Below are 19,475 nucleotides of genomic sequence, written 5' to 3' on the forward strand. Positions count from 1 at the left end.
AACCTAAGTATTGAAATAAGTTATATTTTGATTTCTTTAAAAAAAAACAAAAAAAAAGGATAAACTAAAAATTAGCTTATCCTTGATTTTTATAGAATCATTACTTTCATAATTATTCAGAAGCTTCAGTAGTCGTTTCTGACTCAGCAGCTGGAGCTTCAGTAGTTTCCTCAGCTTTTTTTGCTTTACCACCACGACGGCTTTTTGCTTTTTTAACTTCTTTTTTACCTCCATTGTAAAGTTCATTGAAATCTACAAGTTCGATCATTGCCATGTCAGCATTATCTCCCAAACGATTTCCAACTTTAATGATACGAGTGTATCCACCTGGACGGTCTCCAACTTTAGCAGCTACGTCTCTGAACAAGTCAGTTACCGCATATTTGCTACGTAAGTAAGCAAAAACAATACGACGATTATGAGTCGTATCTTCTTTTGATTTTGTGATTAAAGGCTCAACGAATTGTTTAAGCGCTTTAGCCTTAGCAACAGTAGTGTTAATACGTTTGTGCTCAATAAGAGAACAAGCCATATTAGCCAACATAGCTTTTCTATGTCCAGTCTGTCTGCTTAAGTGATTGAATTTTTTTCCGTGTCTCATTGCTATTTTAAATTTAATCCGCCGTGGCGGATTGAATTATTCTTTATCTAATTTGTATTTAGCTAAATCCATTCCGAAAGTTAAATTTTTAACCGCTACAAGTTCATCTAGCTCTGTTAAAGATTTTTTACCAAAATTACGGAATTTCATTAGGTCATTTTTATTGAACGATACTAAATCACCAAGTGTATCAACTTCAGCCGCTTTCAAGCAATTTAATGCTCTCACAGATAAATCCATATCAACAAGCTTAGTTTTAAGCAATTGTCTCATATGCAATGACTCTTCATCATACGATTCTGTTTGTGCAATTTCGTCAGCCTCGAGTGTAATTCTTTCGTCAGAAAACAACATGAAGTGGTGAATTAAAACCTTAGCAGCTTCAGTAAGAGCATCTTTTGGATTAATTGATCCATCAGTTTTAATTTCAAAAACTAATTTTTCGTAATCTGTTTTTTGCTCTACACGGAAGTTTTCAATTGCATATTTTACATTTTTTACCGGAGTAAAAATAGAGTCTGTAAAAATGGTTCCAATTGCAGCATTCTGTTTTTTGTTCTCCTCAGCAGGAACATATCCTCTACCTTTTTCGATTGTTAAATCGAAGTTCAATTTGATTTTAGAATCTAAATTACAGATAACAAGGTCTGGATTCAAAACTTGAAAACCTGAAATAAATTTTTGAAAATCACCTGCTGTTAATTGATCTTTACCAGAAACAGAAATTGTAACTGCTTCATTATCGATATCTTCGATCTGACGTTTGAAACGTACTTGTTTTAGATTAAGGATAATTTCGGTAACATCTTCAACAACACCTGAAATAGTAGAAAACTCATGATCTACACCTTCGATACGAACAGATGTAATTGCATAACCTTCTAATGCTGAAAGCAAAACTCTTCTAAGTGCATTACCAACTGTCAATCCGTAACCAGGTTCTAAAGGTCTAAATTCGAATTTACCTTCAAAATCGGTTGAATCGATCATGATAACTTTATCGGGCTTTTGAAAATTAAATATTGCCATAAATTTCGACTAAGTCAATTATTATTTGTTGTACAACTCTACGATTAATTGTTCTTTAATGTTTTCTGGAATCTGAAGTCTTGCAGGTACAGAAACAAAAGTTCCCTCTTTAAGATCATTATTCCAAGTAATCCATTCATAAACATGACTTGAATTTGACAAAGAACGTTCGATAGCTTCTAAAGATTTAGATTTTTCACGAACTGCAACTTTATCACCAGGTTTAAGGTGGTAAGAAGCGATATTTACAACTTCACCATTAACAGTAACGTGTCTGTGAGAAACTAATTGTCTAGCACCTCTTCTAGAAGGAGCAATACCCATTCTAAAAACAACGTTATCTAATCTTGCCTCACATAATTGTAAAAGAACTTCACCAGTAACACCTTTAGTAGCTGATGCTTTTTTGAATAAATTTCTGAATTGTTTTTCTAAAATTCCGTAAGAATATTTAGCTTTTTGCTTTTCCATTAACTGAACAGCATACTCAGATTTTTTACCTCTTTTTTTAGCCATCCCGTGTTGTCCAGGTGGGTAATTTCTTTTTTCGAAAGATTTATCATCTCCGAAGATTGCTTCGCCAAATTTACGAGCAATTCTAGTTTTTGGACCAGTATATCTTGCCATTTCTAAAAAATTAAATTTAAGGTAGAGATTATGAATTCAGGTCAAATCCTTCGATAATCTATATTCTACCTTGTTTATACTATGAATAAATAAAATTAAACTCTACGTCTTTTTGGAGGACGACATCCGTTGTGAGGCATTGGAGTAACGTCGATAATCTCAGTAACTTCAATTCCACCGTTATGAATAGAACGGATAGCAGACTCACGTCCGTTTCCTGGTCCTTTTACATAAACCTTTACTTTTTTAAGTCCAGCCTCAAGAGCTACTTTACTACAATCTTCTGCTGCCATTTGAGCTGCGTATGGAGTATTCTTTTTAGAACCTCTGAAACCCATTTTACCAGCTGAAGACCAAGAAATAACTTCACCTTTTTTGTTTGTCAAAGAAATGATGATGTTATTGAAGGTAGCAGAAATATGAGCTTCTCCCGTTGATTCAACGATAACTTTACGTTTTTTTGCAGTTGCTTTAGCCATATTACTTATTATTTAGTTGCTTTTTTCTTGTTAGCAACAGTTTTTCTTTTACCTTTTCTTGTTCTAGAGTTGTTTTTAGTTCTTTGTCCTCTTAACGGAAGACCAGATCTATGACGGATACCTCTGTAACAACCAATATCCATTAAACGTTTGATGTTCAAAGAAACTTCAGAACGTAATTCTCCTTCAATTTTGAATGCTCCAACAGCTTCACGAATTGCTCCGATCTCGTCATCATTCCAATCTTGAACTTTTTTGTCTTGGCTAACTTGAGCTTTTTCTAAAATCTCAATAGCTCTACTTCTTCCTAATCCAAAGATATAGGTAAGTGCTATAACACCTCTTTTATTTTTTGGGATATCTACCCCTGCTATTCTTGCCATAATTATCCTTGTCTTTGTTTAAATCTAGGATTCTTTTTGTTTATTACGTACAATCTCCCTTTTCTACGCACAATGATGCACTCGGGACTTCTCTTTTTTACTGATGCTCTAACTTTCATAGTGAATATCCTTTAATATCGATAAGTAATTCTTGCTTTTGACAAATCATAAGGGCTCATTTCCAGTTTCACTTTATCACCAGGTAATAATTTGATGTAATGCATACGCATCTTACCAGAAATATGAGCAATTACAATATGTCCATTTTCTAACTCTACACGGAACATCGCATTTGATAATGCTTCAATGATTGATCCGTCTTGTTCTATTGCTGATTGTTTTGCCATAAATATATTAAGCTACCGCTTTTCTATTTTTACCAGTCTTCATTAAACCATCATAATGTTTGTTTAACAAGTATGAATTGATTTGCTGAATAGTATCTATTGCAACTCCAACCATAATTATTAATGAGGTACCTCCAAAAAACATTGCCCAAGATTGTTGTACATCCATAATACTTACAACAATAGCTGGGAATACAGCAATCAAAGCAAGGAATAAAGATCCTGGGAAAGTTATTAAAGACATCACTTTATCTAAGAAATCCGAAGTTTCAGCACCTGGACGAACTCCCGGGATAAAACCACCGCTTCTTTTTAAATCATCAGCCATTTTGTTAGTAGGAACCGTAATTGCAGTGTAAAAGAATGTAAATACAATAATTAAAGTTGCAAATACAAAATTATACCAAAAACCGAACATATTACTAAATGCTCCAACAATAGATTGTGATGTGTCTGATTTAGACAATCCAGCTACAGCTGCAGGTATAAACATAATTGCCTGAGCAAAAATGATTGGCATAACTCCAGAAGCATTAAGCTTAAGAGGAATCCATTGTCTATTACCACCTGCTAAATCTTGCTCATAATCACCAGTTGTTGTACGACGAGCGTACTGAACCGGGATTCTACGTACTGCCATTGTAAGCAATACACAAGCTATAATCACTAATAACCACACAATAATTTCAATAACTAATAACATTGGACCTCCATTGTTATTGGTAACTCTCGTTGTAAACTCTTGAATAAAAGCTTGAGGTAAACGAGCTAAGATACCAACCATAATTAATAATGAAATTCCATTTCCAATACCTTTATCTGTAATTTTCTCTCCAAGCCACATAGCAAAGATCGTACCTGTCACTAAAATAATAACAGATGAGAACAAAAATTCAGGAGAATTAAAGCCTAGTAAGAATGCACTACCAGGCAATGTTCTGTATAAATTATAGATATAAGTTGGACCTTGAACCAGTGTAATAGCTATAGTCAACCAACGAGTGATTTGATTAATCTTTTTTCTACCACTTTCTCCATCATTTTGAAGTTTTTGTAAATAAGGAATAGCAATTCCCATCAACTGAACCACAATAGACGCAGAAATATAAGGCATAATACCTAAAGCAAAAACTGAAGCTTTAGAGAAAGCACCCCCAGTAAACATGTCTAGGATAGATCCTAAACCATTTTTAGTTTGTCCCGCTAAACCAGTTAATTGAGTGGCGTCAATTCCAGGAAGCGTAACGTGTGCACCAAAACGATATACTAAAAGCAATCCTAATGTAATTAAGATTCTGTTTTTCAGTTCTTCGATTTTCCAAACATTACTTATTGATTCAATAAATTTCTTCATCTTAATAGATAAGTTATATAGTTACAGCTTCTCCACCAGCAGCTTCAATAGCAGCTTTTGCAGTAGCAGTAAATTTGTGGGCAGTTACTTTTAATTTTGCTTTCAATTCTCCTCTACCTAAAATCTTAACGATTTCATTTTTGGTAGCTAGACGATTTGCTACGAAATCTGTCATAGAAACAGAATCAGTAATCACACCATTGTCTACTAATAATTGAAGCGTATCTAAATTAACACCTTCGTATTCTTTACGATTGATGTTTGTGAAACCAAACTTAGGCACACGTCTTTGAAGTGGCATTTGCCCTCCTTCAAAACCAATCTTTTTAGAATAACCAGAACGAGATTTTGCCCCTTTGTGACCTCTTGCAGCAGTGCCACCTTTTCCAGAACCTTCTCCTCTACCTAATCTTTTATTTTGATTGTGCGTTGATCCTTCAGCTGGTTGTAAGTTACTTAAATTCATAACAGTATTTGTTATTTAGCTTCTTCAACAGAAACTAAGTGTTTAACTTTGTTTATCATACCAAGGATAGCAGGGTTTGAATCATGCTCTACAACTTGTCCCATTTTACGTAGACCTAAAGCTTCCAAACCTCTCTTTTGAGAAAGAGGACAGTTGATTTTGCTTCTTACTTGTTTTACTAATAATTTAGCCATAATTTCCTTGAATTAACCTTTAAAAACTTTTTCTAAAGAAACACCTCTTTGTTTTGCAACAGTGTGAGCGCTTCTCATTTGTAATAAAGCATCAAAAGTTGCTTTCACTACGTTATGAGGATTTGATGATCCTTGAGATTTAGATAATACATCGTGAATACCTACTGATTCAAGAACTGAACGAACAGCTCCACCAGCAATAACTCCTGTACCATGAGAAGCAGGAATTAAGAATACACGTGCACCACCAAATTTACCTTTTTGTTCGTGAGGAACAGATTGTCCATTCAAAGGAATTTTTACTAAATTTTTCTTAGCATCTTCTACTGCTTTCGCAATTGCTTCAGAAACGTCTTTAGATTTTCCTAATCCGTGACCAACCACTCCGTTTTCATCACCTACAACTACAATAGCAGAAAAACCGAAAGCTCTACCACCTTTTGTAACCTTAGTAACACGATTAACACTTACCAGACGATCTTTAAGTTCAAGACCACTTGGTTTTACCAATTCTACATTTTTGTATTTAGACATAATATATTAGAATTTAAGTCCAGCCGCTCTTGCGCCTTCTGCTAATGATTTAATACGACCGTGATATAAATAACCTCCTCTATCAAAAGTGATGGTATCAATCCCAGCTTTTAACGCTTTCTCTGCAACTAATTTTCCAACAGCAGCAGCAATTTCAACGTTAGTACCTTTTCCTATTTCTTTTTCTCTTGAAGATGCAGCTAATATAGTAACTCCATTTACATCATCAATAAGTTGAGCGTAAATTTCTTTGTTACTTCTAAATACAGATAGTCTTGGGTTAGTAGCAGTACCACTAATCGATTTTCTAATTCTGAATCTAATTCTCTGTCTTCTATCAGATTTTGTTAATGACATAATCTTATTTTTTAAGCTGATTTACCTGCTTTTCTTCTTAATACTTCACCCACAAATTTAACACCTTTTCCTTTGTATGGCTCTGGTTTACGGAAACCTCTGATTTTCGCAGCAACCTGACCTAAAAGTTGTTTATCAAATGATGTTAATTTTACTATAGGGTTTTTACCTTTTTCAGATATTGTTTCTAAAACCACTTCTGGAGCAACTTCTAAAACAATATTGTGAGAATATCCAAGAGCTAAATCTAACTTTTGACCTTGGTTTGAAGCTCTATAACCAACTCCAACTAATTCAAGTTCTTTTGTAAAACCTTCAGATACACCAATTATCATATTATTGATTAATGATCTGTATAATCCGTGTTTTGCTCTTTGGTCTTTATGATCAGACGATCTTTCTAATAGAACCTGATCGCCTTCAACTTTTACAGTAATGTCCGAAAACTCCTGAGTTAGTTGACCTTTTTTTCCTTTTACCGTAACGATACCGTCCTTAACTTCTACAGTTACTCCAGCAGCGATTACAATTGGGCTTTTACCTATTCTTGACATCTTATTTAGTCTTTAAAATTAGTATACGTAACAAATTACTTCACCACCTACATTTAATTGTTTCGCTTGCTTTCCAGTCATAAGACCTTTTGAAGTTGAAACAATTGCAATTCCTAATCCATTAAGGATTCTTGGTAATTTGGCAGCACCTGCATATTTACGTAAACCAGGTTTACTAATTCTTTGGATATCTTTAATTACAGGCTCTTTAGTATCTTTATCATACTTTAAAGCGATTTTGATTGAACCCTGAACAGAGTTGTCTTCAAATTTGTAACTCAAGATATAACCTTGATCAAATAAGATCTTAGTTATTTCTTTTTTTAGATTAGAAGCTGGAATTTCAACAACTTTGTGGTTTGCAGCCACAGCGTTACGAACTCTAGTCAAATAATCTGCAATAGGATCTGTATACATATGTATTTGATTGCGATTATGGTTTTCGGGAGGCACCCGCCTCCCGAACCTTTAATCAATTAAAAATTATTTTTTGGTTTGCAAAAGTAGTAACTTATTGCGAGATTACCAAGACGCCTTTTTAACTCCAGGAATTAATCCATTATTAGCCATCTCACGGAAAGTTACACGTGAAATACCAAATTGACGAATATAACCTCTTGGTCTACCTGTTAATTTACAACGATTGTGTAAACGAACCGGTGAAGCATTTTTCGGTAATTTTTGTAAACCTTCAAAATCTCCAGCTTCTTTTAAAGCTTTTCTTTTCTCAGCATACTTAGCTACCGTTTTCTCTCTTTTCACCTCACGGGCTTTCATTGATTCTTTAGCCATGTCTTAATTCTTTTTAAAAGGTAATCCTAATTCAGCCAATAATGACTTTGCTTCCTTGTCTGTTTTTGCAGTAGTAACAAATGTAATATCCATTCCTGAAATTTTGTTTACTTTGTCAATATCAATTTCAGGGAAAATGATTTGCTCCAAAACTCCAAGATTGTAATTACCTCTTCCGTCGAAACCAGTAGCTTTGATACCACTAAAATCTCTAACGCGCGGCAAAGCAGAAGTAATAAGTCTATCTAAAAACTCATACATTCTTTCACCACGTAAAGTAACTTTTGCTCCAATAGGCATCCCTTTTCTCAATTTAAAAGACGCAACGTCTTTCTTTGAAATTGTAGATACTGCTTTTTGTCCAGTGATCTTTGTCAACTCATCAACTGCATAGTCAATAAGTTTTTTATCAGATACAGCTGCACCAACTCCACGGCTCAAAACGATTTTTTCAAGTTTTGGAACTTGCATTACGTTTGTATATCCGAATTCCTCTTTAAGAGCAGAGATTACTCTACTCTTATATTCTTCTTTTAGTCTAGGTGTATATGCCATTACTATAGTACTTGATTAGATTTTTTTGAAAATCTTACTTTCTTATCTCCTTCTACTCTAATACCAGCTCTAGTTGTTTCCTTTGTTTTAGGATCAATTAGTGAAATGTTAGATATTTGTATAGAAGCTTCTTTCTTAACGATACCACCTTGAGGGTTTTTAGCACTTGGTTTTGTATGTTTCGAAACCATGTTTACACCTTCAACTATCGCTTTATTTTTCTCACGGTAAACACGTAAAACTTTACCTTCAGCACCTTTATGGTCTCCAGCAATAACTCTTACGATATCTCCTGATTTTATTTTTAGCTTTATCATCTTAAAACGAATTAAAGCACTTCTGGTGCTAATGATACAATTTTCATGAATTGTTTTTCACGAAGTTCTCTTGCTACCGGACCAAAAACACGAGTTCCTCTCATTTCTCCTGCAGCGTTCAAAAGAACACATGCATTATCATCGAAACGGATATAAGAACCATCAGCTCTTCTCACTTCTTTTTTGGTACGTACAACAACTGCAGTTGAAACAGCTCCTTTTTTAACGTTACCGTTAGGAGTTGCATCTTTAATAGATACTACAATCTTGTCACCAACAGAGGCATACCTTCTTTTGGTACCTCCTAAAACACGGATAGTTAAAACTTCTTTTGCTCCCGTGTTATCTGCTACTTTTAGTCTTGATTCCTGTTGTACCATAATTATTTAGCTCTTTCTAAGATTTCAACTAATCTCCAACATTTTGTTTTACTTAAAGGACGCGTTTCGCTAATTCTTACAGTATCTCCAATGTTACAGTCGTTTGTTTCGTCGTGTGCAACGTATTTCTTTGTTTTCAACACGAACTTACCGTATAATGGGTGTTTTACTTTTCTTACTTCAGCAATAACAATAGACTTATCCATTTTATTTGAAGTAACAACACCTATTCTTTCTTTTCTTAAATTTCTTTTTTCTTCCATCTTTCAGCAGAATACAATTATTGTAACTCTCTTTTAGTTAACTCTGTAGCTAATCTTGCAACTGTTCTTCTTACACTTCTAATTTGAAGTGGGTTCTCAATTGGAGAAATAGCGTGAGCCATTTTTAGGTCAGCATATATTTTCTTAGTTTGACTAAGTTTTTCTTGCAACTCCGCTGCAGAAAGATCTTTTATTTCTGATTGTTTCATAATATAAATTTAATTATGCTTCGAAATCTCTAGCAACGACGAATTTAGTTTTTACTGGAAGCTTTTGAGCTGCAAGACGTAAAGCCTCTTTTGCAACTGATAAAGGAACTCCTCCAACTTCAAACATAATTCTTCCGGGTTTAACAACGGCAGCCCAATATTCAACGGCACCTTTACCTTTACCCATACGTACCTCAAGAGGCTTCTTAGTAATTGGTTTGTCTGGAAATATTTTGATCCATAATTGTCCTTCTCTCTTCATGAAACGAGTTGCAGCAATACGCGCAGCTTCGATTTGACGAGACGTTAAGAACATTCCATCTTCATGTACAGATTTAATACCAAACATTCCATTAGAAAGTTCATGCCCTCTTTGAGAGTTACCTTTCATTTTACCTTTCTGTACCTTACGGTATTTTGTTCTTTTAGGCTGTAACATTTTTCTTTAGTTTAAAAATTTACTTTCTTTTACGAGCGTCTGGTTTTCCACCTTTATTAAAAGGTTTTCTGTCTCCTCTCGGAGAATCGCCACCTTTACCACCACCAGTTCCAGATTGTTTTTTATCCATTCCTGCAAGTGGAGAAAGATCTCTCTTTCCATAAACTTCACCTTTCATGATCCATACTTTGATACCCATTCTACCGTAAGTAGTATGAGCTTCAGCCAAAGCATAATCAATGTCAGCTCTGAAAGTTGATAGAGGAATTCTACCTTCTTTGAAACCTTCTGAACGCGCCATCTCAGCACCATTCAAACGACCAGAAATCAAAACTTTGATACCTTCAGCGTTCATACGCATAGAAGCAGCAATAGCCATTTTGATTGCACGTCTGTAAGAAATACGGCTTTCGATTTGACGAGCGATGCTTGTCGCCACAAGATAAGCATCTAATTCAGGTCTTTTGATTTCAAAGATGTTGATTTGAACCTCTTTGTCAGTAACTTTCTTAAGTTCTTCTTTTAACTTGTCTACCTCTTGTCCACCTTTTCCGATAATGATACCAGGTCTGGCAGTAGTGATAGTAACGGTTACAAGTTTCAAAGTTCTCTCGATGATTACTTTTGATACACTAGCTTTTGATAAACGAGCGTGGATATACTTTCTGATTTTGTGATCTTCGGCAAGTTTATCACCGTAATCATTTCCACCATACCAGTTTGAGTCCCACCCTCTGATGATACCAAGTCTATTTCCAATTGGATTTGTCTTTTGTCCCATGCTGCTTAAGAATTGCTTTGTGTGTTATTGATAGCTCCAAGCACGATTGTTACGTGATTAGAACGTTTTCTTATTCTGTGTGCACGACCTTGTGGAGCTGGACGAAGTCTTTTCAACATCATTCCACCATCTACTCTGATCTCTTTAACAAATAATCCAGCTTCTTCTAAATTACCTTCACTATTTTTTTGCTCCCAGTTGTTGATTGCAGATAATAATAGTTTCTCTAATTTTCTTGAAGCTTCTTTAGAACTGAATCTTAAGATGTTAAGTGCTCTTTCTACCTTCTGACCTCTTACCAAGTCCGCTACTAAGCGCATTTTTCTAGGTGAAGTAGGGCAGTTATTCAATTTTGCGAAAGCAATAGACTTATTAGCCTCTTTTCTCGCATCTGCTGTTTCTCTTTTACGAACTCCCATTGCTTCTTATTTTTTACCTTTATTTTTTGCTCCAGCATGACCTCTAAAAGATCTAGTTGGTGAAAACTCTCCTAATTTGTGACCTACCATGTTTTCTGTTACGTAAACTGGTACAAATTGACGACCGTTATGAACTGCGATTGTTTGTCCAACGAAATCCGGAGTAATCATAGAAGCTCTAGACCATGTCTTTACTACACTATTTTTACCACTTTCTACGTTTTCCTGAACTTTCTTGTCTAACTTATAATGAACGAAAGGTCCTTTTTTTAATGAACGTGCCATATCTTATTATTTCTTTCTACGTTCTACGATATACTTGTTACTCGGGTTTTTCTTAGAACGAGTTCTATAACCTTTTGCTGGTATTCCATTTCTTGAACGTGGATGTCCACCAGAAGAACGTCCTTCTCCACCACCCATTGGGTGATCAACAGGGTTCATTGCAACAGGTCTTGTTCTAGGTCTTCTTCCTAACCATCTTGTTCTACCTGCTTTACCAGATACAACTAATTGGTGGTCTGAATTAGAAACAGCTCCAATTGTAGCCGAACAAGTTAACAAGATCAATCTTGTTTCACCAGATGGCATTTTAATTGTAGCATATTTTCCATCTCTTGCCATTAATTGAGCAAATGTACCAGCTGAACGAGCGATTACCGCACCTTGACCTGGACGTAACTCAATACAAGAGATTACAGTTCCTAAAGGAATTCTGCTTAAAGGCAATGTATTACCAATTTCCGGTTGAGATTCTGGACCAGAAACTAATTTCTGACCAACTTTCAATCCGTTTTGAGCAATTACATAAGTTTTCTCTCCATCAGCATAAGCTAACAAAGCGATAAATGCAGTACGATTTGGATCATATTCGATTGATTTCACTGTAGCCGGAATTCCGTCTTTAGTTCTTTTGAAATCAATAATACGATATCTCTGCTTGTGACCACCACCCGTATAACGCATGGTCATCTTTCCTTGACTATTTCTACCTCCAGAGTTTTTTATCGGCGCTATCAAAGAGCGTTCCGGCTTATCAGTTGTAATGGCGTCATAACCATTCACAACTCTAAATCGCTGACCTGGGGTAATAGGTTTTAATTTTCTTACTGACATTTTTCTATCTTAGATATTGTTGTAAAAATCAATTGTTTCTCCTTCTTGTACTTGAACAATCGCTTTCTTAATTGCATTTGTCTTTCCACTGATCAAACCACTTTTAGTGTATTTTGTAGTTCTATCCGGTCTTACGTTCATCGTGTTAACTGAAACGATAGTTACTCCATAAGCAGCTTCAACAGCTTTCTTAATTTGAACTTTGTTTGCTTTTTTGTCAACAACGAATCCGAAGCGGTTTAAAACTTCACTTTCTTTGGTTACTTTTTCTGTTACTATAGGTCTAATTATGATACTCATATTCCTATTATTTGCTTAAATTTTCTTCAATTAACTCCAAAGAACCTTCTAAAAGCACTAAATTGTTAGTGTTTAAAATAGCGTAAGTGCTTAATTCCGAGCTAGTTACGACATTAGAAGCCTTTAAATTGCGTGAGGACAAATATACATTTTTATTCGACTCTCCCAACACAAATAGAGATTTTTTATTTTCTAACCCTAAAGCTTTCAAAACGTTAATGAAATTTTTAGTGTTTGGCGCTTCAAAATTAAAGTCTTCAAGAACGATGATATTCGCCTCTTTTGCTTTGATTGAGAAAGCTGATTTTCTAGCCAATCTTTTCAAAGATTTATTCAATTTGAATGAATAACTTCTTGGTCTTGGTCCAAAAACTGTTCCACCACCTTTAAACAATGGATTCTTAATACTTCCCGCACGAGCAGTACCAGTTCCTTTTTGTTTTTTAATCTTACGTGTACTTCCTGTCACCTCAGCTCTTTCTTTAGCTTTGTGAGTTCCTTGTCTTTGATTAGCAAGATATTGCTTAACATCAAGGTATACAGCGTGATTGTTTGGTTCAATTGCGAATACTGAATCAGAAAGTTGAACTTTTCTTCCAGTATCTTTTCCGTTGAAATCTAATACTTTTACTTCCATTACTTCTGAATGATTACATAAGAGTTTTTATGTCCAGGAACACATCCTTTAATAACAAGCAGGTTCTTTTCAGCAACCACTTTTAAAACTCTAAGGTTTTGTACTTTTACATTATCTCCTCCCATTCTTCCAGCCATACGCATTCCTTTGAATACTCTAGATGGATATGAAGAAGCTCCCACAGAACCTGGCGCTCTTAAACGGTTATGTTGACCATGAGTTGCTTGACCAACACCACCAAATCCGTGACGTTTTACAACACCTTGAAAACCTTTACCCTTAGATACACCTTGTACATCTACAAATTCTCCTTCAGCAAAAATAGAAACATCAATAAGATCTCCTAATTTTTGTTCAGTTGCGAAATCTTGGAATTCAACGACTTTTTTCTTAGCAACAGTTCCAGCTTTTTTAAAGTGACCTAAAGCCGCTTTAGTAGAATGTTTCTCGTTTTTGTCATCGAAACCTAGTTGCAACGCTTCGTACCCGTCAACACCTTTGGTTCTGACTTGGGTAACAACACACGGCCCAGCCTCGATTACTGTACAAGGAATGTTTTTCCCGTTTTCGTCGAAAATACTAGTCATGCCGATTTTTTTACCAATTAACCCAGACATAAATATTAATTATTAATTACTAAAATTCCCTTCAATTTGAAAATAACAGAAATTTCCAAACAGGGAGTGCAAAAGTAGACATTAAAATTGAATATACCAAACAGTTACAAAAATTAAATCGCTCATTATCAAAATTCAAGCTCCAAAGCTTCATTCAAACATCTTGCTTTAATTATAAAAATTCATCACAAGCATTTTTACTCCCGAAAACATTTTTCTTAACAATTACACAATCTTAACTTTAAAAATGGTCCGCAAAGCCCTAAATAAAAGACATTTCACTCAAAAATAAAACATCAACAATCTTAAAGCTAATGATCAAAAATTATAAAACAAGAAATCATAACAATAAAAAAAGCGAGACATTACTGTCTCGCTTTTCTATATAAAATATAATAAAAAATTATACTTTTATTTCTACTTCAACCCCACTTGGCAATTCAAGTTTCATTAAAGCATCAATAGTTTTAGATGAAGATGAATAAATATCAATCAATCTCTTGTATGACATTACTTCAAATTGCTCTCTCGCTTTTTTGTTAACGTGCGGAGAACGTAACACAGTGAAAAGTTTTTTGTGAGTTGGTAACGGAATTGGACCTGTTACAACTGCTCCAGTAGTTTTTACTGTTTTTACGATCTTTTCAGCAGATTTATCTACCAACATGTGATCGTAAGATTTTAGTTTTATTCTGATTTTTTGACTCATTTTCTTAAGAATTAAGCGTTACCTTTTGCTTTTTTAATTACAGCTTCTGAAATATTAGAAGGTGTCTCTGCATAATGTGAAAACTCCATAGTTGAAGTAGCTCTACCAGAAGATAATGTTCTTAATGTTGTTACATATCCAAACATCTCTGACAAAGGCACATCAGCTTTAATAGTTTTAGCACCATTTCTGTCACCCATGTCATTAACCTGACCTCTACGACGGTTGATATCACCTACGATATCCCCCATGTTTTCTTCAGGAGTAATAACTTCCATTTTCATGATAGGCTCCAAAATAATTGCTCCAGCAGCCTTAGCCACTTCTCTATAACCCATTCTTGCTGCTAATTCAAAAGAAAGCGCATCAGAATCGACAGGATGGAAAGATCCGTCTGTCAAAGTTACTTTCAAACTATCCACTTGATAACCAGCCAAAGGACCAGTTTTCATAGCTTCACGGAAACCTTTTTCTACAGAAGGGATATATTCCTTAGGAACGTTACCACCTTTTACTGCATTAACAAACTGTAATCCAACAGGAACTTTTCCATCAACTTCATCAGCCGGCTCAAGCGTAAATACGATATCACCGAATTTACCACGACCTCCTGATTGTTTTTTGTAAGTTTCTCTATGTGTTGCAGTTCTTGTAAACGCTTCTTTATATTCAACTTGAGGCTCACCTTGGTTTACTTCAACTTTAAATTCACGTTTCATACGATCTACCAAGATATCTAAGTGAAGCTCACCCATACCTGAGATAATAGTTTGCCCCGAAGCCTCATCTGTTCTAACAGTAAATGTTGGATCTTCTTCAGCTAATTTAGCTAAAGCCATACCCATCTTATCAACGTCAGCTTTAGTTTTAGGCTCAATTGCAATACCAATTACCGGCGCAGGGAATTTCATAGACTCAAGAATAATTGGGTGTTTTTCATCACACAATGTATCTCCAGTTTTGATATCTTTAAATCCAACAGCAGCTCCAATATCTCCAGCCTCAATAAATTCGATTGGATTTTGTTTGTTAGCGTGCATTTGGTAGATACGAGAAATTCTTTCTTTATTTCCTGAACGAGTGTTCAAAACATAAGAACCAGCATCTAAACGTCCAGAGTAAGCACGGAAGAAAGCCAAACGACCTACGAATGGGTCAGTAGCAATTTTAAATGCTAAAGCAGCGAACGGCTCTTTTACATCTGGCTTACGCAAGATTTTAGTTTGATCTTCTTCTAATAGCTCAGCATCATCAGGATGAATTCCTTCGATACCTTCTTTATCCATTGGAGAAGGCAAGTACTTACAAACTGCATCCAACATGAATTGAACTCCTTTGTTTTTGAAAGAAGAACCAGCAATCATCGGGATGATAGCCATGTCCATAGTTGCAGCTCTAAGAGCATTGTTAATCTCTTCTTCTGTGATAGAATCTGGATTTTCCATATACTTATCAAGCAAGTTCTCATCGTAATCAGCAACTGCTTCAATAAGAATATCTCTATATTCCTTAACTTCAGCAACCATATCAGCAGGAATTTCAACAATATCAAAAGTTGCCCCTTGAGTTGCATCATGCCAAATGATAGCTTGGTTTTTTACTAAATCCACAACACCTTTGAAATCATTTTCTTCACCAATTGGCAAAGTGATCGCAACAGCATTTGATTTTAACATATCACGAACTTGTTGACAAACTGCCAAAAAGTTAGATCCTTGACGGTCCATCTTGTTAACGAATCCCATACGTGGAACTCTATACTGATCTGCAAGTCTCCAGTTAGTTTCTGATTGTGGCTCAACACCATCAACAGCACTAAACAAGAAAACCAATCCATCAAGCACACGCAAAGAACGATTCACCTCTACAGTAAAGTCAACGTGTCCAGGAGTATCAATAATATTAAAGTGGTAAGGCAATGAGTTTGGCAAAATTTTACCTTGCTCAGTTGGAAAATTCCACTCACAAGTTGTAGCAGCAGAAGTAATTGTAATACCTCTTTCTTGCTCTTGCGCCATCCAGTCCATTGTTGCAGCACCATCGTGCACCTCACCAATTTTATGTGATTTCCCAGTATAAAAAAGGATACGCTCAGTTGTTGTTGTTTTACCAGCATCAATGTGAGCAGCAATTCCGATATTTCTTGTATATTTTAAATCTCTAGCCATTTCTTACGAATTAAAATCTAAAGTGAGAGAAAGCTTTATTAGCTTCTGCCATCTTGTGAGTATCCATTCTTTTCTTAACCGCAGCACCTTCTTCTTTAGCAGCAGCTAAACATTCTGACGCTAAACGTTGTGCCATAGATTTTTCATTTCTTCTTCTAGAATAAAGTATTAACCACTTCATTGCCATAGAAATTTTTCTGTCTGGTCTAATTTGCATTGGAATCTGAAATGTAGCTCCACCAACTCTACGACTACGTACTTCTACGTGAGGCATAACGTTAGTTAAAGCATCTTTCCAAATTTCTAATGAAGATTTTTCTGAATCTTGCTTCTTAGATTCGATGATATCAATTGCATCATAAAATACTTTGAAAGCTGTAGATTTCTTACCGTCCCACATTAAGTTGTTCACAAAACGCGTTACCAATTGGTCGTTAAACCTCGGATCTGGTAAAAGTGGTCTTTTCTTTGCCGCTCTTTTTCTCATGTCTTTTTCTTAAAAGTTTTAAATTACTTTTTTGCTTCTTTTGGGCGTTTAGCACCGTACTTAGATCTTCTTTGCGTTCTTCCTGCAACTCCTGACGTGTCAAGCGCTCCACGAACGATATGATATCTAACACCTGGTAAATCTTTTACCCTTCCGCCTCTAACTAATACTATCGAGTGCTCTTGTAAATTGTGTCCTTCTCCAGGGATGTATGCATTCACCTCATTACCATTTGTCAAACGTACACGCGCAACTTTACGCATTGCAGAGTTTGGTTTTTTTGGTGTAGTAGTGTAAACACGCGTACAAACCCCTCTTCTTTGAGGACAAGAATCTAAAGCAACCGATTTACTCTTCTTAGTTATCTGAGTTCTTCCTGTTCTTACTAATTGTTGAATTGTTGGCATAATTAATACTAAAAATTTATTATGTATATTAAATTCCCGCTTTTTACGGGGTTGCAAATGTATAAAATATTTTTCACTATACAAACGTTAATCCATTAATTTTCAATAACATTATTTAAGCTTATCTTTTTAGAAACAAACGACATATATTTTCAATACTTTTAACAAATCAAATTATTCCCCTTGAAACAGTTATTATACATATTTTTTTCAAGCATATCTCTAAGCTGTTATGCTCAAAATTTTCATCTAACAATTAAAGGAACAAACGACCCTGAAAACAAAACGATTGACTCCTTAAATTATACTATTAAACACACTAATATAAAATCCTTATACAACGAAATAAATAGCACTTCAGAAAAGCTTTCCAAAAAAGGCTACCTGGACAATAAAATACTGGAAACAAACAAGATAAACGACAGTACATACATATCCATTCTCGCTCTGAAATCACGAATAAAATACATCCATATATATATAGGTATAAATAATCCTTTTTTTGCTTTAGATAAAATCAAAAAGGACACCTTAATTTTACCTTACGACGAAGCCGAAACATACCTAAGTCAAAAAATAATCGAGGCAGAAAAACAAGGATTTGCATTAAGCAAAATAAAACTCGAAAATATTCAAAAAAAGGATTCAATAATTTTTGCAAGCCTAAATTTTAAATCCGAAAAAAAAAGACAGGTAAATTCCATTATTCTAAATTACACAAACAGCAAAGACAAGACTACTTTCCCGAAAGGACATCTAAAAGAACTCAATAAAAAATACCTGCACAAAACTTTCAATCAAGAAATCACAAAACAACTTTACGACGAAATCAATAGCTATGATTTTGCAAATCAAACAAAATATCCAGAAATACTATTCACAAATGACTCAACCAAAATCTACGTTTATCTTGAAAAAAGAAAAGCAAATACATTTGATGGATACATTGGTTTTTCAAACGACAACGATCAAAAAATAAACATAAACGGGTACTTAGACATTTCACTACTCAATACCCTTCATGCCGGAGAACAATTTTCATTATACTGGAAAAGCGACGGAAACCAGCAAACAACTTTTAACACCAAACTGGAAATCCCGTATATATTTAAATCTTCATTGGGACTAAAAGCACAATTGAATATTTTCAAACAAGACAGCACTTTTCAGAACACAAAAACAGCAATCGATTTAGCTTACTACATTACTTACCATTCCAAAATCTATCTAGGATATCAATCAACAGAATCCAGCGACATTCAGAACACAAACAGCAAAACAATTAGCGATTTCAAAAACTCATACATCACTTCAACATACGAGTTCAAAAAAATAAATTACCTCAATAATTTAATGGCGCAAAAAGCCACTTTAAACTTCATAACTGGGTTTGGAAAAAGAGACACAAATAACAACGTAAATACAGCTGAACCAAGCCAACAATTTTACATCAATCTAAATGCGTCTTATAACTTCAAGCTTAATGAAAAAAATTTCATTAACATAAATTCACAAAATTTTTACCTGAAGAGCAAAAACTACATTTCAAATGAACTCTTTCGATTTGGGGGAATAAATTCCATTAGAGGCTTTTTAGAAAACAGCCTGCAATCCAACTTTAATTCACTAATTCTTACAGAGTACAGATATCAATTTTCAAAAAATATATATGCAAACACAATTACAGATTATGGCTTATATCAAGACTTAACGACGATTTCCGACCCTGAAAAAATAAAAAAATTAATAGGATTAGGAATTGGCACAACTATTCAAACAACAAACGGATTACTAACGATAACTCTGACAAACGGGGGTTCCAACACAAGCGAATTACAATTATATAACACTATCGTAAACTTATGTTATAATGTTAAATTTTAGGGTTTAATTAAAAAAAAAAAAAAATCACTAGGAAAGTTAACAAATTATTAAGAGTTTTGCGAGACTAATT

Annotated in this window: 33 protein-coding genes; 1 reads left to right on the top strand and 32 read right to left on the bottom strand. The window is 34.7% G+C overall.

Annotated elements, in window-relative coordinates; genetic code table 11:
- Nucleotides 1-112 precede the first annotated feature (112 nt).
- The 32 genes from rplQ to rpsL form a co-directional block, all read right to left on the bottom strand.
- Nucleotides 113-601, bottom strand: coding sequence for a 50S ribosomal protein L17 (gene rplQ / locus Q7C23_RS17350; RefSeq protein WP_007803683.1), 489 nt, complete (start codon nt 599-601; stop codon nt 113-115).
- A gap of 36 nt (nt 602-637) precedes the next feature.
- Nucleotides 638-1,630: a DNA-directed RNA polymerase subunit alpha gene (locus Q7C23_RS17355; protein WP_026109818.1), complete on the bottom strand. Its 993-nt coding sequence runs from the start codon at nt 1,628-1,630 to the stop codon at nt 638-640.
- Nucleotides 1,631-1,651: 21 nt separating this feature from the next.
- Nucleotides 1,652-2,257 (bottom strand): 30S ribosomal protein S4, encoded by a 606-nt coding sequence (gene rpsD, locus Q7C23_RS17360; RefSeq protein WP_026982953.1) that lies wholly within the window; start codon nt 2,255-2,257, stop codon nt 1,652-1,654.
- A gap of 95 nt (nt 2,258-2,352) precedes the next feature.
- Complete coding sequence (gene rpsK, locus Q7C23_RS17365) at nt 2,353-2,736, bottom strand: 30S ribosomal protein S11 (protein WP_007803677.1); 384 nt, start codon at nt 2,734-2,736, stop codon at nt 2,353-2,355.
- Between the two features lie 8 nt (nt 2,737-2,744).
- On the bottom strand, nt 2,745-3,119 hold the full coding sequence (gene rpsM / locus Q7C23_RS17370) for a 30S ribosomal protein S13 (RefSeq protein ID WP_056245953.1): 375 nt from the start codon (nt 3,117-3,119) through the stop codon (nt 2,745-2,747).
- A 2-nt stretch (nt 3,120-3,121) separates the two neighbouring features.
- On the bottom strand, nt 3,122-3,238 hold the full coding sequence (gene ykgO / locus Q7C23_RS17375) for a type B 50S ribosomal protein L36 (protein WP_072945378.1): 117 nt from the start codon (nt 3,236-3,238) through the stop codon (nt 3,122-3,124).
- A 12-nt stretch (nt 3,239-3,250) separates the two neighbouring features.
- Complete coding sequence (infA, locus tag Q7C23_RS17380; RefSeq protein WP_007136545.1) at nt 3,251-3,466, bottom strand: translation initiation factor IF-1; 216 nt, start codon at nt 3,464-3,466, stop codon at nt 3,251-3,253.
- 7 nt (nt 3,467-3,473) lie between these two features.
- Entirely contained in the window at nt 3,474-4,820 is a 1,347-nt protein-coding gene (secY, locus tag Q7C23_RS17385) for a preprotein translocase subunit SecY (protein ID WP_056195286.1), read from the bottom strand.
- Between the two features lie 13 nt (nt 4,821-4,833).
- Nucleotides 4,834-5,286 carry a 50S ribosomal protein L15 gene (gene rplO, locus Q7C23_RS17390; RefSeq protein ID WP_026982954.1) on the bottom strand — a complete coding sequence of 151 codons (453 nt, stop codon included), beginning with the start codon at nt 5,284-5,286 and terminating at the stop codon, nt 4,834-4,836.
- Between the two features lie 11 nt (nt 5,287-5,297).
- Nucleotides 5,298-5,480, bottom strand: coding sequence for a 50S ribosomal protein L30 (rpmD, locus tag Q7C23_RS17395; RefSeq protein ID WP_017495010.1), 183 nt, complete (start codon nt 5,478-5,480; stop codon nt 5,298-5,300).
- Nucleotides 5,481-5,492: 12 nt separating this feature from the next.
- Nucleotides 5,493-6,017, bottom strand: a complete 525-nt coding sequence (gene rpsE, locus Q7C23_RS17400) for a 30S ribosomal protein S5 (protein WP_085950926.1) — start codon at nt 6,015-6,017, stop codon at nt 5,493-5,495.
- Nucleotides 6,018-6,020: 3 nt separating this feature from the next.
- Complete coding sequence (rplR, locus tag Q7C23_RS17405) at nt 6,021-6,371, bottom strand: 50S ribosomal protein L18 (protein ID WP_007803661.1); 351 nt, start codon at nt 6,369-6,371, stop codon at nt 6,021-6,023.
- Between the two features lie 11 nt (nt 6,372-6,382).
- Nucleotides 6,383-6,925 (bottom strand): 50S ribosomal protein L6, encoded by a 543-nt coding sequence (gene rplF, locus Q7C23_RS17410; RefSeq protein ID WP_056195281.1) that lies wholly within the window; start codon nt 6,923-6,925, stop codon nt 6,383-6,385.
- Nucleotides 6,926-6,943: 18 nt separating this feature from the next.
- Entirely contained in the window at nt 6,944-7,342 is a 399-nt protein-coding gene (rpsH, locus tag Q7C23_RS17415) for a 30S ribosomal protein S8 (RefSeq protein ID WP_017495014.1), read from the bottom strand.
- A 105-nt stretch (nt 7,343-7,447) separates the two neighbouring features.
- Nucleotides 7,448-7,717, bottom strand: a complete 270-nt coding sequence (gene rpsN, locus Q7C23_RS17420) for a 30S ribosomal protein S14 (RefSeq protein WP_007803655.1) — start codon at nt 7,715-7,717, stop codon at nt 7,448-7,450.
- Nucleotides 7,718-7,720: 3 nt separating this feature from the next.
- The gene (rplE, locus tag Q7C23_RS17425) at nt 7,721-8,272 is read right to left on the bottom strand and encodes a 50S ribosomal protein L5 (RefSeq protein ID WP_017495015.1); all 552 of its coding nucleotides are present in this window, start codon (nt 8,270-8,272) and stop codon (nt 7,721-7,723) included.
- 2 nt (nt 8,273-8,274) lie between these two features.
- On the bottom strand, nt 8,275-8,589 hold the full coding sequence (gene rplX / locus Q7C23_RS17430) for a 50S ribosomal protein L24 (RefSeq protein WP_375033708.1): 315 nt from the start codon (nt 8,587-8,589) through the stop codon (nt 8,275-8,277).
- An 11-nt stretch (nt 8,590-8,600) separates the two neighbouring features.
- Complete coding sequence (gene rplN, locus Q7C23_RS17435) at nt 8,601-8,969, bottom strand: 50S ribosomal protein L14 (protein ID WP_007803649.1); 369 nt, start codon at nt 8,967-8,969, stop codon at nt 8,601-8,603.
- A gap of 2 nt (nt 8,970-8,971) precedes the next feature.
- Nucleotides 8,972-9,232, bottom strand: coding sequence for a 30S ribosomal protein S17 (rpsQ, locus tag Q7C23_RS17440; protein ID WP_007803646.1), 261 nt, complete (start codon nt 9,230-9,232; stop codon nt 8,972-8,974).
- A 17-nt stretch (nt 9,233-9,249) separates the two neighbouring features.
- Nucleotides 9,250-9,441, bottom strand: a complete 192-nt coding sequence (gene rpmC, locus Q7C23_RS17445) for a 50S ribosomal protein L29 (protein ID WP_007803639.1) — start codon at nt 9,439-9,441, stop codon at nt 9,250-9,252.
- Between the two features lie 13 nt (nt 9,442-9,454).
- Entirely contained in the window at nt 9,455-9,880 is a 426-nt protein-coding gene (gene rplP / locus Q7C23_RS17450) for a 50S ribosomal protein L16 (protein ID WP_007803637.1), read from the bottom strand.
- Between the two features lie 19 nt (nt 9,881-9,899).
- Nucleotides 9,900-10,661: a 30S ribosomal protein S3 gene (gene rpsC / locus Q7C23_RS17455; protein WP_007803635.1), complete on the bottom strand. Its 762-nt coding sequence runs from the start codon at nt 10,659-10,661 to the stop codon at nt 9,900-9,902.
- A gap of 5 nt (nt 10,662-10,666) precedes the next feature.
- A complete protein-coding gene (gene rplV / locus Q7C23_RS17460; RefSeq protein WP_007803631.1) occupies nt 10,667-11,080 on the bottom strand; it encodes a 50S ribosomal protein L22 in 414 nt (137 codons plus the stop codon).
- Between the two features lie 6 nt (nt 11,081-11,086).
- A complete protein-coding gene (rpsS, locus tag Q7C23_RS17465; RefSeq protein WP_012022488.1) occupies nt 11,087-11,365 on the bottom strand; it encodes a 30S ribosomal protein S19 in 279 nt (92 codons plus the stop codon).
- A gap of 6 nt (nt 11,366-11,371) precedes the next feature.
- Nucleotides 11,372-12,196 carry a 50S ribosomal protein L2 gene (gene rplB, locus Q7C23_RS17470; protein WP_007803623.1) on the bottom strand — a complete coding sequence of 275 codons (825 nt, stop codon included), beginning with the start codon at nt 12,194-12,196 and terminating at the stop codon, nt 11,372-11,374.
- Between the two features lie 9 nt (nt 12,197-12,205).
- On the bottom strand, nt 12,206-12,496 hold the full coding sequence (gene rplW / locus Q7C23_RS17475) for a 50S ribosomal protein L23 (protein WP_017495018.1): 291 nt from the start codon (nt 12,494-12,496) through the stop codon (nt 12,206-12,208).
- Between the two features lie 7 nt (nt 12,497-12,503).
- Nucleotides 12,504-13,133 (bottom strand): 50S ribosomal protein L4, encoded by a 630-nt coding sequence (rplD, locus tag Q7C23_RS17480; RefSeq protein WP_026982957.1) that lies wholly within the window; start codon nt 13,131-13,133, stop codon nt 12,504-12,506.
- The gene (rplC, locus tag Q7C23_RS17485; RefSeq protein WP_007803612.1) at nt 13,133-13,750 is read right to left on the bottom strand and encodes a 50S ribosomal protein L3; all 618 of its coding nucleotides are present in this window, start codon (nt 13,748-13,750) and stop codon (nt 13,133-13,135) included. Before rplC ends, rplD begins: the two co-directional genes overlap by 1 nt.
- 403 nt (nt 13,751-14,153) lie before the next feature.
- Entirely contained in the window at nt 14,154-14,459 is a 306-nt protein-coding gene (rpsJ, locus tag Q7C23_RS17490; protein WP_007803605.1) for a 30S ribosomal protein S10, read from the bottom strand.
- Between the two features lie 11 nt (nt 14,460-14,470).
- On the bottom strand, nt 14,471-16,627 hold the full coding sequence (fusA, locus tag Q7C23_RS17495) for an elongation factor G (protein ID WP_375033709.1): 2,157 nt from the start codon (nt 16,625-16,627) through the stop codon (nt 14,471-14,473).
- A gap of 10 nt (nt 16,628-16,637) precedes the next feature.
- Entirely contained in the window at nt 16,638-17,114 is a 477-nt protein-coding gene (rpsG, locus tag Q7C23_RS17500) for a 30S ribosomal protein S7 (RefSeq protein ID WP_007803600.1), read from the bottom strand.
- Nucleotides 17,115-17,137: 23 nt separating this feature from the next.
- Nucleotides 17,138-17,521 carry a 30S ribosomal protein S12 gene (rpsL, locus tag Q7C23_RS17505; RefSeq protein WP_007136570.1) on the bottom strand — a complete coding sequence of 128 codons (384 nt, stop codon included), beginning with the start codon at nt 17,519-17,521 and terminating at the stop codon, nt 17,138-17,140.
- Nucleotides 17,522-17,704: 183 nt separating this feature from the next.
- Here rpsL and Q7C23_RS17510 point away from each other — a divergent pair, with 183 nt between their 5' ends.
- Nucleotides 17,705-19,405: a hypothetical protein gene (locus Q7C23_RS17510; protein ID WP_375033710.1), complete on the top strand. Its 1,701-nt coding sequence runs from the start codon at nt 17,705-17,707 to the stop codon at nt 19,403-19,405.
- The last annotated feature ends 70 nt before the right edge of the window (nt 19,406-19,475 follow it).

The sequence above is a fragment of the Flavobacterium sp. LAR06 genome, from assembly GCF_041946075.1.
Classification (GTDB): Bacteria; Bacteroidota; Bacteroidia; order Flavobacteriales; family Flavobacteriaceae; genus Flavobacterium.